A 12,527-nucleotide genomic window follows, 5' to 3' on the forward strand; every position below is an offset into this window, starting at 1 on the left:
AGATGGGCGGTATTTTTATGGGTTAATCGGTGAGTTTAATATTTTGTGATTTTATTTTTTTGTTTTTTATGGGTTTTATTTTTTATGCGTATTTTGTTTGAATATGGATGTGGAAAAGATTTGGAAGGAAGGATTTTTGAAGAGGGTTTGGCGTAATAGGTGAATGAAATTTTGTATTTGGAATTATATTTATTTGGGTTATGATTTTGTAATGTAGTTTTATATCAGGGAGCAGTCTGGTTTTGATTTTTAAGGTGTTGGATTTCTTGAGTGTTTTAGAAGGGTATATTCAGGATGTTTATATATTGAATGCGATTAGGGTGAGCAAAAAATGCTCACCCTATGTTTTTAAGATGTTCAGACGGCCTTTATGGGGTCAGGACTTCGATTAATGCTTGTTTTAGGGTGTTTTGGGTTTGCGGATCTTGGAGGGATGGGCTGTAGGTGATGAAACTGTCCTCAATGCGCTGATCCAAGGTGGTGATTTTGGCGTAGCGCAGGCTGATGTTGTGTGCGAAGAAGGTCTCGGCGATGTCGGCGAGGAGGTGGGGGCGGTTGACGGCTGTGATGTCTATGGTGTGCCAGCCGGGGTAATCTTCTTCGGGGGTGATGATTACGGTAGGCGGAATGGGGATGTGGCGGATGCGGCGGCTGATGTGCGGGCGGCCGCTTTGTTTTTGGACGGTGGTATTGCCGTGGATGAAGCTGTTGAGTTCGGCTTCGAGTGCGCTTTGGCGGTCGGGATATTCTTCGGGCGGGAGATTGTCGGGAAGTTGGAGGATAAAGGTGTCGAGGATGTAGTCGTGCTCGGTGATGAAGGCGCGGGCGGCTTGGATGTCGAAGCGGTGGCTGCTGAAAATGCGGCAGAGGCGTGCGAAGAGGCGGTCGCCGTTGGGCATGAAGACCATGACTTGAAGGCTGTTGCTTTGGGGGAGGATGCGGCTGCGGACGGCCGGACTTTGGGTGTCGTAGGCGAGGTTTGCGGTGTGCCAGAGGATTTCCCGCGTTTGATGGCGGACGTAGTATGCGCTGCCGAGTATGCGGCGGAGTTTTTGTTGGTTTTTGAGGGGAACGGCCGCGCGTGTGAGCTGATCGGTCGAGGCTTGTTCGCGTCGGTTGGGGAGGCGTTCGGGATCGTGGTGTTTGCTGTTTAAAACGGCGGCGGTGCTGTGATAGAGGGTTTGGAGCAGACTGGCGCGCCATGTGTTCCAAAGTTTGGGGTTGGTGCCGCGGATGTCGGCAATGGTAAGCAGGTAGAGTGCGTCGAGGTATTCGCGTGTGGGAATACGGCGGCAGAAGGCTTGGAGGACATGGGGATCTTGGATGTCTTCTTTTTGGGCAACAGTAGACATGAGCAGGTGGTTTTCAACCAGCCATGCGAGGAGGTGTCTTTCTTCTTCGGTGTAGTAGTGGTTGGCGGCGAATTGTTGTGCGTCTTTGATGCCTTCTTTGGCGTGATCGCCGCCACGGCCTTTGGCGATGTCGTGCAGCAGGGCAGCGGTGTAAAGGACATGCGGTCGTGGGTAGGCCTGCATGATGGCGCTGGCCTCGGGCATTTCGTGGCTGTGGGTTTCGATGGCGAGACGGCGCATATTTCGGACGACGGTCAGGATGTGGTCGTCTACGGGGTAAATATGGAAGAGGTCGTGTTGGAGCAGGCCGGTGATTTTTTCCCATGCGGAAAGATAGCGGCCAAGTACGCCGTAGAGGTTGAGAAAACGGAGGGTTTGGGTAAGGCCGGTGCCGTGTTTGAAGAATTGGATGAAGCGGCGGCGGTTTTCTGGATTTTGGGTAAAACGGGTGTTGATTTTTCGTGTGGCCGCCCACCATGCACGCAGGGTTTGCGGCTCGATGGTGGTGATGTTTTGCTCCTGCATGGTTTGAATAATGGTGAAGATGTGTTCGGGATTTTGTTCGAACAGGGCAAGGTCGTTGGCGGCGATTTGGTGGCCGATGCGTTTGTAGTGGCTGTCAATGGGGTGGATATGTTGGGGACGGCTGGAGGTTTGATGGTTTTTGAGAATCGGAATGAGGATGCCGTTGAGTTGTTTGATGGCTTTGGTAGCGCGGTAGAAGGTGTGCATCAGGGCTTCGCTTCTGCCGCGGATGTCGGGTTGGGTATAGCCTAAGCTTTCGGCGACTTGGGACTGGTAGTCGAAAAGCAGCCTGTCTTCAGGGCGGTCGGCGGTAAGGTGGAGGTGGATGCGGATATTGGCGAGGCGACGGTAGCCGTGGGCCAGCATGCCGGCTTCGGTGCGTGTGAGGACACCGGCGGTAACGAGGGCGGTGGGGTTGCTGTCTATGCCTTGTGCTTTGGCTGTCCAAATCAGGGTGTGGATGTCGCGCAGGCCGCCGGGGCAGGTTTTGATGTTGGGTTCGAGTTGTGTGCCTGTGCCTTGGGATTTGGTGTGGCGTTGCTCCATTTCGAGGAGTTTGGCTTCGATGAAGGCAGCTGTGTCGCGGCGTGTGTTGAGTTTGTTTAGAAGTTGGGCGGTAAGGTTGGCATTGCCTTGGAGATGGCGTGCTTCAAGAAAGGCGGTTTCGCCGGTAATGTCGTTTTGTGTGCTTTGGAGGATTTCTTCTATGCTGCCGCTTTTGATGGCGGGATTGAGGCGTGCGTCCCAAAGGGTTTGGATAAATTGGGCGGTTTGCTGTTGCAGGCCGTCTGAAAATGGGGCCGAGGAAATAATCGCTAAGTCCCAGTCAGAATGGGGGTAGAGTTCGCAACGCCCGAAGCCACCGATGGCAATGAGACTGATGTCGTTGCTGTCGGGAAAATGGATTTGCCAGAGGGTTTGCAGCAGGGTTTCGGCTGCGGCGATATGGTCGCGGAAGTAAGCGGTAGGGCGGTTGTTTTTGCGGTAGGCAGTTTCTGCTGCGGCTTTTTGCTGCCGGTAGGTTTGGATGGCTTGTTGGGCGGCGGTCATGATGGTATCTGGCTGTGAATTAGGCTTGGGTATCGGCAGGCTCGGTCATTTGGCGGAGCATTTCTTGCGGCGGAAGGAGGAGTTTATAAGGGGCGATTTTAAGCGCGGATGCGATTTTTTCGATGTTGGAAAGGGCGATGTTCCAGCGTTTGCGCTCGACGGCGGAGACGTAGGTACGGTCAAGTCCGCATTGGCGTGCGAGTTCTTCTTGCGACCAGCCGTGGTTAACGCGATAGAGGCGCATGTTGTAGGCGATAACGGCGCGGAGGTCTTGCGGATCGGGCAGGCTGGGAGGGGGAGTGAGTTTGTTGACCATGGTGTTTGGGGTTTGTGGTTTGAACGATAAGGGGATTTTATACTATTTTTGCTAGGGGAAAGAAAAGGCCGTCTGAAAGTTTCAGACGGCCTTCAAGAGGGTAGGTATAAAAAAAGGGGGTGGCACTCAGCCACACCCAAACACACACACATCAAGAGGAAAGAAAAATCATTTAATAAGAGAGCTGGCTCTTATCGAGGAAACTGGAAGATTCGGGCATGGCCCTGAATCATTGGAAGGCATTATAAATGAAAATAGGATTGGGGTATTGATACAGGTCAATTCTGTTTTAATTTAGAAAATATATCTCCAAGATAGTGGAAATAAATTAAAAATAAGCTAAGGCCATCAGGCCGTCTGAATAATCGGTTTCAGACGGCCTGATGGTTTTAAGGGCTATTATATAAATTAGGTATTAAGCCAAACCTTTATCTTTGGCTTCTTGCAGGCGGGCTTCAAAGTTGCTGAGGTTAACGCCTGCCTGTTCGGCTGCGGCAACCACTTCGGCTACGGATGCGCCGTGCTGCACTTGATGATAACCCCAAAGCAGGGAACAGCGAGTGCCGGTGCGGCAGAAGGCAAGAATAGGAGCCGGAGATTGTTGCAATAGATTTTGGAAGGCTGCAACATCGGTTGCGTTGATTTGAGGCGCAACAACGGGCTGGTGTGAGAATTGGTTGATGCCGGCCTCTTTAAACCAGTTTTGCACTTCTGCAAAAGCCGGTTGGTTTTCTTCTTCGCCGTCTGGGCGGTTGCAGATGACGGTTTGGATACCGAGGCGTACGGCTTCTTGGACATCGGCTTCGGTCAATTGTGGGGCAATATAGAGAGAGTCGGTCAGTTGACGGATGGGCATCGTTTTTCCTTTCTTTATATTAAATGGATATGTTGATTTCAGACGGCCTAGGAAGTGGCAGGCCGTTTGAAGTTTTATTTAATGATTGTACAACCAGTTTTCGAGTTTTTGGCGATCGGTAATGTGCAGCAGGGCGGTATTGGCTTCTGCTGCTTGGACGGTGATGCTGGTCTCGCGCAGCAGGCCTTGGCGGAAGAAATGGATGGTGGTGCGTGTGCCGATAGGCAGTTTGCTCCACTGTGCTGCAAGGTCGTTGCAGGCGTAGCCGCCTAAGGCGATGATTTTGTCTTGCGGGCAGAGTCCGGCATTTTCTGCGCTGCCGCCATTGAATACATGAGTCAGGACGGCATGGTCGCTGTTTTGTTTAAAACGTGCACCTAAATCGTTGGCTGGAGCAACCGATTGGGGTTCGCTTGCAAATGCTCCTCCGTGTTGGCGGGGTAGGGGGATAAAGTCAAGTTTGATACCTACGCTTTGCAGACATTCTGCGAGTGAAAGGTCTTCGGTGCTGTATAAGGCTGTCTGAAAGAAGGTTTCTAAATCTAAACCGGTTATTTCTTGGCAACGGGTTTGCCAGTGTTTTTCGGGTATGCCTTGATGGGTGTTGCACCAGTCGCGATAGTGTTGCTGCATCACGCTATCGAGGGTGTATTTACCCTGGCTTTTTTCACGGATGATGAGATCGAGGCAAAGTGCGGCCAGTGCGCCTTTTTGATAGTAGCTGACGATGGCGTTGGGGCTGTTTTCGTCTTGTTTGTAGAACTTGTCCCATGCGCTGAAACTGGATTTGGCAAGTGTTTGTTTCAGACGGCCTTGTGTCTGCTGGACGCGTGTGATGCTTTGTGCAAGTAGGGTAAGGTAGGCTTCGGGACTGATGGTTCGGCTTCTGGCAAGAAAGAGGTCGTCGTAGTAGGAGGTAATGCCTTCAAATGCCCAAAGTTGCTCGGTATAGTTTTCTTGGTCGAGATTGTAAGGTACGAAGACGGCAGGTTTGATGGATTTGACGTTCCATGCGTGGAAGTATTCATGGGAGAAGAGGCCGAGTAATTCGGTATAGGCTTTGTCGGCTTCGCCCATATCGTAAGATGGCAGACTGTGGCGGTCGGCGAGTAGGGCGGTGCTGCTGATGTGTTCCAGCCCACCGTAGAGGTTGTCGCCCAGATGTAGTAAGAAAAGGTATTCGGTAAACGGGGCAGGGGATGGGAACATCGCTAACTCGGTTTCGCAGATTTTTTGAATATCGGCGAGGAAGCGGGCTCGGTCAAAATCGGGGTAGATGCCGCTTAATGCAATACGGTGGGGGATGCCTTTTGCTTCAAATTCGAGAAATTCGATGATGCCTGTTTCAACGGGGTGATCAATAAGTTCGGCATATGAGGCCGTCTGAAAAGTGGTCGCCGAAATTTGTGGCAGGGTTGTGGCTATCTGCCATGTGTGCGGCAGGGTAGGAAATTCGACTTGGTGTGGTTGTTGTTCTTGTCCGTGTACTTTTAAGAAGAGGCATGCGCCGTCGAAAAAGCCGCGCTCGGTACTGAGGAATGATCCGCGAACTGATAAGTCGAATGCGTAAACAGTGTAGTAAATTTCCCACGCTCCACTGAGGGCCGGGGTTTGCCAATGGTTTTTGCTGGTTTGTGTCAGCGGCTGAGCTTTGCCGTTGCAGCGCGCGCTGATATGTGTGATGTGGCGGGCAAAGTCACGGATGAGATAGCTGCCGGGAACCCAATTGGGTAAGCTGATTTCTGTTTCTGAATCATTGGTTTGAGTGAATGATAAGGTGATGTGCCATTCATGAGACAGGAAATTGGGGGTGATTTTGTAATTAATCATAACTATTGGTTAATTTGCTAAAGTTTATTAAGAATAAGGGGGTTTAAGGGGTGGGCTTAATCTATATCAATAAAACTGTATGAAAAAGGGGGCTTGAAAAAATACCATGTCCGATTTAATGCGTATGTTTTAATAATTTATTGATTATAAAAGAAATGAATTTATGTCTCACTAAAAGTTTTATGCAATATGGAATGTAATTTTGCTTGGCATGTTGTGGTGTCTATGTTAAATTTAGAAAAATTTGAGCCTTAGCCGTATTGCGCTTTTCATAAACGTAAGGGTTGAGGTGAGATAAAAATTTTTTATACCCATAATTTATGGAGACTTCCATGGACACACAAACTTATAACTACAAAGTGGTGCGCCAGTTCGCCATCATGACTGTAGTTTGGGGTATTGTGGGCATGTTGGTCGGCGTTATCGTCGCTGCCCAGCTTTTTGCTCCGGCCCTCGATTTATCCAATATCGGACCTTGGTTCCACTTCGGCCGCCTGCGTCCTCTGCACACCAATGCGGTTATTTTTGCATTCGGCGGTTGCGGTTTGATCGGTACATCATACTACGTTGTTCAACGTACATGTAATACCCGTCTGTTTGGCGGTTGGTTGCCTGCATTTACCTTCTGGGGTTGGCAGGCTGTCATTGTGGCTGCGGTTATCAGCTTGCCTATGGGTTACACCCAAGGTAAAGAATACGCCGAGTTGGAATGGCCTATCGACATTTTGCTTACGCTGGTGTGGGTTGCCTACGCTATCGTATTCTTCGGTACGATTGCCAAACGTAAAATCAAACATATTTACGTTGCCAACTGGTTCTACGGCGGCTTTATCTTGGCCGTTGCGCTGTTGCACATCGTCAATAATATCAGCATCCCTGCCGGTTTGATGAAATCTTACCCGGTTTACGCAGGTGCGATTGATGCGATGGTTCAATGGTGGTACGGCCACAATGCGGTGGGCTTTTTCCTGACAGCCGGCTTCTTGGGCATGATGTACTATTTCGTACCTAAACAAGCAGGCCGTCCGATTTACTCTTACCGCTTGTCCGTCGTCCACTTCTGGGCTTTGATTTTCACTTATATGTGGGCTGGTTCACACCACTTGCACTACACCGCATTGCCTGACTGGACTCAATCTTTGGGTATGGTATTGTCTTTGATCCTGTTTGCGCCTTCTTGGGGCGGTATGATCAACGGTATCATGACTCTGTCCGGCGCATGGGACAAACTGCGTACCGACCCGATTTTGAAATTCTTGATCGTTTCTCTGTCTTTCTACGGTATGTCTACCTTCGAAGGTCCGATGATGTCTATCAAAACCGTTAACGCTCTGAGCCACTACACCGACTGGACTGTTGCACACGTTCACGCCGGCGCATTGGGCTGGGTGGGCTTTGTAACCATCGGTTCCGTTTACTATATGATTCCCCGCTTGTTCGGCAAAAATGAAATGTACAGCACCAAATTGGTTGAGGCGCATTTCTGGATCGCGACTATCGGCGTGGTTCTGTATATCGCTGCAATGTGGATTGCCGGCGTAATGCAAGGTCTGATGTGGGGTTCTTTGAATGACGACGGCACGCTGACTTATTCCTTCGTTGAATCCGTAAAACGTACCATGCCTTACTACATGATTCGTTTCACCGGCGGTCTTCTGTACCTGAGCGGTATGTGCATCATGGCATATAACGTTTACCGTACTGCTATCAGTGGTAAAGCAGTTGATGCTGAGATTCCTGCGGTTTCTCAAACTCAACACCACTAATGACAAGAAAGATAGGCTACCAAAATGAAATTACAACAATTAGCTGAAGAAAAAGTCGGTGTACTGATTGTATTTACCCTGCTTGTAGTCAGCGTCGGCCTTCTGATTGAGGCTGTTCCGCTGTTCTTCACCAAGGCAGTTACCGAACCTGCACCTGGCGTGAAACCATATAACGCCCTGCAAGTAGCCGGTCGCGATATTTATGTGCGCGAAGGCTGCTACAACTGCCACTCTCAAATGATTCGTCCATTCCGTGCAGAAACTGAACGTTACGGTCATTACTCTGTTGCCGGTGAGTCTGTTTATGACCATCCGTTCCAATGGGGTTCTAAACGTACCGGTCCGGATTTGGCTCGTGTCGGCGGCCGTTATTCCGATGAATGGCACCGCATCCACCTGCTGAACCCGCGCGACGTTGTGCCGGAGTCCAATATGCCTGCATTCCCATGGCTCGCACGCAATAAAGTCGATGCCGAGGCAACTGTGGCGCATATGAAAGCCCTGCGTAAAGTGGGTACACCTTACAGCGATGAAGAAATTGCCAAAGCACCTGAAATGCTGGCTAACAAATCAGAGCTGGACGCTGTTATCGCCTATCTGCAAGGCTTGGGCTTGGCATTGAAAAACGTAAGGTAACATCATGGACGCTAACTGGGCTCGCTCGCTCTTTACTGTTTGGGTATTTATCAGCTTTATTTTAGTTCTCTATATTGTGTTCAATAGACGCAATAAGAAAAACTATGACGATGCTGCCAGCAGTATTTTCGATAATGACGAACAAAGACCGTCTGAAAAGGACGATCAAGCTCAGTCAGTCCGTGATCACGGAGCAAAATAATGAACACAACATCCCAATTTACCAGTAGTTTCTGGAGTATATATATTGCCGTTATCGTCGTGCTCAGCTTCATCGGCCTGGCTTGGCTTCTGCTTTCGCAAAACGTTGTGAAACGCCCTAAAAAAGGCGAAGAAGTAAAAACCACAGGTCATGAGTGGGACGGCATTTCGGAGTACAACAACCCTCTGCCACGTTGGTGGTTTTGGCTTTATGTCTGCACATGGCTGTTTGGCGTCGGCTACCTGATTATGTATCCAGGTATCGGCGATTACAAAGGCCTGTGGGGCTGGAGCAGCCATGGTCAATATGAAGAAGAAGTTGCCAAAGCCAATCAGCAATACGGTAAAGTGTATGCTAAATTTTCCAATATGCCGATTGAGAAAGTGGCTAAAGACCCTGAAGCCCGTGCTATTGCACAAAACCTTTTCAATACCTACTGTATCCAATGTCACGGCTCAGATGCCAAAGGCTCCAAAGGCTTCCCGAATTTGACCGACGACGATTGGTTGTGGGGTGGCGAACCTGAAAAAATTCAGGAAACCATTGAAAAAGGCCGTACTGCCTCTATGCCGGCATGGGGTCCTGCTTTGGGTGAAGAAGGCGTGAAAAACGTAACACAGTATGTTATGTCTCTTTCTAAACCTAAAGGTCAATACGACGAAGAACGTGCAGAACGCGGTAAAGCCCTGTTTAGCGGCCCACCTGCCAACTGTTTCACTTGTCACGGCGACAAAGGTCAAGGTATCCAAGGCCTCGGCCCGAATCTGACCGACGATGTATGGTTGTGGGGCGGTACTCAAAAAGCGATTACCGAAACCATTACCAACGGCCGCAGCAGCCAAATGCCTGCTTGGGGTCACTTCCTTGACAAAGACAAGCTGCACATCATGACCGCTTATGTTTGGGGTTTGTCCAACAAAGACGGTAAAAAAGCTCCTGCTAAAAAAGCCGAGCCTGCTCCGGTAGCTCAACCTGCCGATGCTTCTGCTCCGGCGGCTGCTTCTGCTCCTGCTGCCGATAAAGCTGCTTCAGATGCTAAAGCTGCTCCGGCTGCTGAAGCCAAACCTGCTGAAAAAGCAGAAGCAGCTCCGGTTAAGGTAGATGGCAAAGCTGTTTTTGAAGCCAACTGTAAAACATGTCATGGCGGTATGATTCCGGGCGCACCTGTTGTCGGTAAAAAAGACGACTGGGCTCCTCGAATTAAGCAAGGTAAAGATACTTTGCACAAACACGCGCTTGAAGGTTTTAATTCAATGCCTGCCAAAGGCGGCAACAGCAGCTTGAGTGACGATGAGGTTAAAGCGGCTGTAGACTTTATGGCAAATGAGTCCGGTGCAAAATTCTAATTTTGAGTCGGATTGAAAAAAGCGTACCTAACAAGGTACGCTTTTTTATATTTGATAAAACCAATAAGAGAAGACATATCAAAGAGGTGAAATATATAAGGCCGTCTGAAACATTCAGACGGCCTTTGTTCTTGGTTCAACCAAAATTAATCAATCCAAAGTGGACGTACTGCGTTTCAGGAACCATTCGCTGAAAGGCCACTCGACGCTGTCGAGTAAGTTTTTGGTAATTAGCCCCAGTTCCGTATCGCCTTCGATTTGCAATTTACGGTTGAAAAATAAGGTATCGGGATCTTCCTCGCGCATTATCATGCGCATGAAGTCTATACCGTTGGCGGCCAGCCTCAGATCGGGGGTGCCGCTGAAGTTGTCGTCCAGGAATTTTTCCGTATCGGCACTAAACCGCACTTTGATACCGGCATCCAAAACTTCGATTTCGAATTTTCTTCCGGCAAAAAGTTCCATATCGGCAGGCAGTAAACCTTTTTTCAGCATGGTATTCAATACGGAGACCAAAACAAAGCGTGGAGGTTTGCCGGGAAGTTTGGTACCGATTTTTGCCATCCATTTGGGTAATATGATTTCAGGCAGCGCCATAATATGCCTCCTTCACGGTTTCAATACCGGGCTGACCGCGCCAATAGCCGTCAACCAGTGTTCCGGTAGTCAGTCGTTCCAACTCGGGGCAGACATCTTCCCATGTGGCTTTTCCGTCCAATACATCGCGGTGAATTTGGATAATTTCAGCCATGCTGTGCATTTGTGGCGACAGTCTGAGCATATTCACGCCGATTTTATTCAAGTCTTCATGGTGGGGCAGTAGGTTTTGGCAGCCGTAAGACATGGTTTGGATGCCGTTGATGGTGAGAAACGGCTGGCCTTCTCGCGTATTCATGGCCATACCGTGCTCATGATCGAGGCAGCGGAACTCGCAACTGTCTTTATTCAGATTGTAATGGCGGGCGGTAAAGCAACGTGATGAATAGGCAAGCGGCATTTTACCCCAAGCGAAGAGTTCAGTTTCAATGCCGTCTGAAGCCTTGATGATTTCGGCAACCTTATCGCGGCTTAGCTCGGACGGTGCAATCCAGCGGAATGCCCCTAATTTTCGGAATACGTCCAAAGTAGTTTCGTTGTAGATATTCAGGCTTGCACCGGCAACAAAAGGAATGCCGTGTTCGCGTGCCAATTTGACCGCCCCCATGTCGTTGGCTTCAACTTTAAACTTTCCCTGCTCCGTGATTTTGCGCAAGCGTTTCAGATCGGATTCGCTTTCGAGCAGGACTTGTGAAGAAAGAATAATCTCCTTACCGCTTTCCGCCAAGTCTTCAGCCAGTCCGAACCAGTCGGCAAAGCGCATTTTCTGACGGCGTGAGCAGACTACCTCACCCAAATAGACCGTATCCAACGGCGTATCCAGCATGGAAACGTAAAATTCCAGCAGGGCTTCTTTTTGCCAGAAAAATAAAATAGGGCCCAGCGACAATTTCAATGAATTCATTTTCTTCCCCTTATTTCCATGGGCGGTTGTATGCGCCCAAAGTTGTCTGATGACCTTCCGAAACTTTGCTCAAGGCATTGTTCCAGGACGGATTGACTTTGAAATGCGATGGGTCGGCTGCAGCTGCATCCAGTGCTTGGCGCAGGGATTTGGTTACTTGCGCCGTATACATCGGACTGCGTTGGCGTCCCTCGATTTTGATGGCGGACACACCGATTTTGATGAGTTCGGGCAACATTTCCAAAACATTCAGGCTGGTCGGTTCTTCCAAAGCATAGTAAGTTTCATCATTGACTTCAAAGCGGCCTTTGCACAAGGTTGGATAACCTGCCGGTTCATTGGGTTTGTATTGGTCTATCAATACCTGGTTTAGACGTACGTTCATGCGGTCGGGCAGTTGTTCCCAGCGGACGGATTTTGCCGGAGAGCAGACACCTTGCATATTGGGCGATTCGCCTGTTGCATAGCTCGACAAGATGCAACGGCCTTCCACCATCACACACAAACTGCCGAAGCCAAAGACTTCAATTTCCACATCAGTATTGTCAATTACATGTTTGACCTGATCGATGGTCAGTACGCGCGGCAAAACGGCACGACGGATGCCGAACAGCTCTTTCATCATATTGATGGCTTCGTAATTGGTGGCCGAACCTTGTACTGACATATGCAGGCGTAAATTCGGATGTTTGTCTGCCGCATACGCCATGATGGCGGGGTCGGCAACAATAATCGCATCGGCACCCAAATCCGCCGCCGTATCCACAGCGGCGTGCCAACGCTCCACTTGGCCGGCTTGTGCGAATGTATTGATGGCCATCAGTACATTGCGCCCGCGCGCATGGGCGTAAGCTACGCCTTCCCGCGCCGATTTCATATCGAAATTCAGTCCCGGAAAGTTTCGTGCATTGGTCGCATCTTTCAAACCCATGTAAACCGTGTCCGCACCGTTGTCCACAGCGGTTTTCAGTGCAGGCAGGTTGCCGGCGGGGCAGACCAATTCTGGAATTTTCTGCATTTTGTGTTCCTCGTTTTAATGATAACCTCTATCGGGTTAATCAATATTTTGTAGAATTCCGGATATTTTATGGATTAATGACACAAGATATGCTGATTTAAATCAAATTGAAAAATTCAGGTTGACGTA

General features: G+C 49.5%; 11 protein-coding genes. 4 read left to right on the top strand and 7 right to left on the bottom strand.

Annotated features, from left to right (window positions below):
• Window positions 1-368: 368 nt before the first annotated feature.
• The 4 genes from glnD to ACTHTY_RS08325 all read right to left on the bottom strand — a co-directional run bounded on the left by glnD (window position 369) and on the right by ACTHTY_RS08325 (window position 5,929).
• Entirely contained in the window at window positions 369-2,927 is a 2,559-nt protein-coding gene (gene glnD, locus ACTHTY_RS08310; RefSeq protein ID WP_440367204.1) for a [protein-PII] uridylyltransferase, read from the bottom strand.
• 19 nt (window positions 2,928-2,946) lie between these two features.
• A complete protein-coding gene (locus ACTHTY_RS08315) occupies window positions 2,947-3,243 on the bottom strand; it encodes a helix-turn-helix domain-containing protein (RefSeq protein ID WP_003680870.1) in 297 nt (98 codons plus the stop codon).
• Window positions 3,244-3,658: 415 nt separating this feature from the next.
• Window positions 3,659-4,099 (bottom strand): TIGR01244 family sulfur transferase, encoded by a 441-nt coding sequence (locus ACTHTY_RS08320; RefSeq protein ID WP_440367206.1) that lies wholly within the window; start codon window positions 4,097-4,099, stop codon window positions 3,659-3,661.
• A gap of 78 nt (window positions 4,100-4,177) precedes the next feature.
• Window positions 4,178-5,929: a M61 family metallopeptidase gene (locus ACTHTY_RS08325; protein ID WP_440367207.1), complete on the bottom strand. Its 1,752-nt coding sequence runs from the start codon at window positions 5,927-5,929 to the stop codon at window positions 4,178-4,180.
• A gap of 332 nt (window positions 5,930-6,261) precedes the next feature.
• On the opposite strand from ACTHTY_RS08325, the gene ccoN reads away from it, so the two are divergent.
• From ccoN to ccoP, 4 genes are read left to right on the top strand one after another with little or no spacing between them, the layout of a single operon-like run.
• Window positions 6,262-7,695 (top strand): cytochrome-c oxidase, cbb3-type subunit I, encoded by a 1,434-nt coding sequence (gene ccoN / locus ACTHTY_RS08330; RefSeq protein ID WP_440367208.1) that lies wholly within the window; start codon window positions 6,262-6,264, stop codon window positions 7,693-7,695.
• A gap of 24 nt (window positions 7,696-7,719) precedes the next feature.
• The gene (gene ccoO, locus ACTHTY_RS08335) at window positions 7,720-8,331 is read left to right on the top strand and encodes a cytochrome-c oxidase, cbb3-type subunit II (RefSeq protein ID WP_003748778.1); all 612 of its coding nucleotides are present in this window, start codon (window positions 7,720-7,722) and stop codon (window positions 8,329-8,331) included.
• Window positions 8,332-8,335: 4 nt separating this feature from the next.
• Window positions 8,336-8,533, top strand: a complete 198-nt coding sequence (locus ACTHTY_RS08340; protein ID WP_003748776.1) for a cbb3-type cytochrome oxidase subunit 3 — start codon at window positions 8,336-8,338, stop codon at window positions 8,531-8,533.
• Window positions 8,533-9,879, top strand: a complete 1,347-nt coding sequence (gene ccoP, locus ACTHTY_RS08345; protein WP_094192900.1) for a cytochrome-c oxidase, cbb3-type subunit III — start codon at window positions 8,533-8,535, stop codon at window positions 9,877-9,879. The genes ACTHTY_RS08340 and ccoP overlap by 1 nt, the downstream gene beginning before the upstream one ends.
• A 150-nt stretch (window positions 9,880-10,029) precedes the next feature.
• On the opposite strand, the gene ubiT is transcribed toward ccoP, so the two are convergent.
• The 3 genes from ubiT to ubiU are packed head-to-tail and all read right to left on the bottom strand — an operon-like array spanning window position 10,030 to window position 12,398.
• Window positions 10,030-10,476, bottom strand: a complete 447-nt coding sequence (gene ubiT / locus ACTHTY_RS08350; RefSeq protein ID WP_440367209.1) for a ubiquinone anaerobic biosynthesis accessory factor UbiT — start codon at window positions 10,474-10,476, stop codon at window positions 10,030-10,032.
• Entirely contained in the window at window positions 10,463-11,380 is a 918-nt protein-coding gene (locus tag ACTHTY_RS08355; RefSeq protein ID WP_440367210.1) for a U32 family peptidase, read from the bottom strand. The genes ubiT and ACTHTY_RS08355 overlap by 14 nt, the downstream gene beginning before the upstream one ends.
• A 10-nt stretch (window positions 11,381-11,390) precedes the next feature.
• Window positions 11,391-12,398: a ubiquinone anaerobic biosynthesis protein UbiU gene (gene ubiU, locus ACTHTY_RS08360; protein WP_003748766.1), complete on the bottom strand. Its 1,008-nt coding sequence runs from the start codon at window positions 12,396-12,398 to the stop codon at window positions 11,391-11,393.
• Window positions 12,399-12,527 lie beyond the last annotated feature (129 nt).

The sequence above is a fragment of the Neisseria sp. P0019.S002 genome (assembly GCF_051957155.1).
Taxonomy (GTDB): domain Bacteria; phylum Pseudomonadota; class Gammaproteobacteria; order Burkholderiales; family Neisseriaceae; genus Neisseria; species Neisseria perflava.

Bases quoted from the DNA above. Each gene is read 5' to 3' on its own strand.
- ccoN (WP_440367208.1), top strand. From the start codon at position 6,262: ATGGACACACAAACTTATAACTACAAAGTGGTGCGCCAGTTCGCCATC.
- glnD (WP_440367204.1), bottom strand. From the start codon at position 2,927: ATGACCGCCGCCCAACAAGCCATCCAAACCTACCGGCAGCAAAAAGCC.
- ACTHTY_RS08340 (WP_003748776.1), top strand. From the start codon at position 8,336: ATGGACGCTAACTGGGCTCGCTCGCTCTTTACTGTTTGGGTATTTATC.
- ACTHTY_RS08320 (WP_440367206.1), bottom strand. From the start codon at position 4,099: ATGCCCATCCGTCAACTGACCGACTCTCTCTATATTGCCCCACAATTG.
- ACTHTY_RS08315 (WP_003680870.1), bottom strand. From the start codon at position 3,243: ATGGTCAACAAACTCACTCCCCCTCCCAGCCTGCCCGATCCGCAAGAC.
- ubiT (WP_440367209.1), bottom strand. From the start codon at position 10,476: ATGGCGCTGCCTGAAATCATATTACCCAAATGGATGGCAAAAATCGGT.
- ubiU (WP_003748766.1), bottom strand. From the start codon at position 12,398: ATGCAGAAAATTCCAGAATTGGTCTGCCCCGCCGGCAACCTGCCTGCA.
- ccoO (WP_003748778.1), top strand. From the start codon at position 7,720: ATGAAATTACAACAATTAGCTGAAGAAAAAGTCGGTGTACTGATTGTA.
- ACTHTY_RS08355 (WP_440367210.1), bottom strand. From the start codon at position 11,380: ATGAATTCATTGAAATTGTCGCTGGGCCCTATTTTATTTTTCTGGCAA.
- ccoP (WP_094192900.1), top strand. From the start codon at position 8,533: ATGAACACAACATCCCAATTTACCAGTAGTTTCTGGAGTATATATATT.
- ACTHTY_RS08325 (WP_440367207.1), bottom strand. From the start codon at position 5,929: ATGATTAATTACAAAATCACCCCCAATTTCCTGTCTCATGAATGGCAC.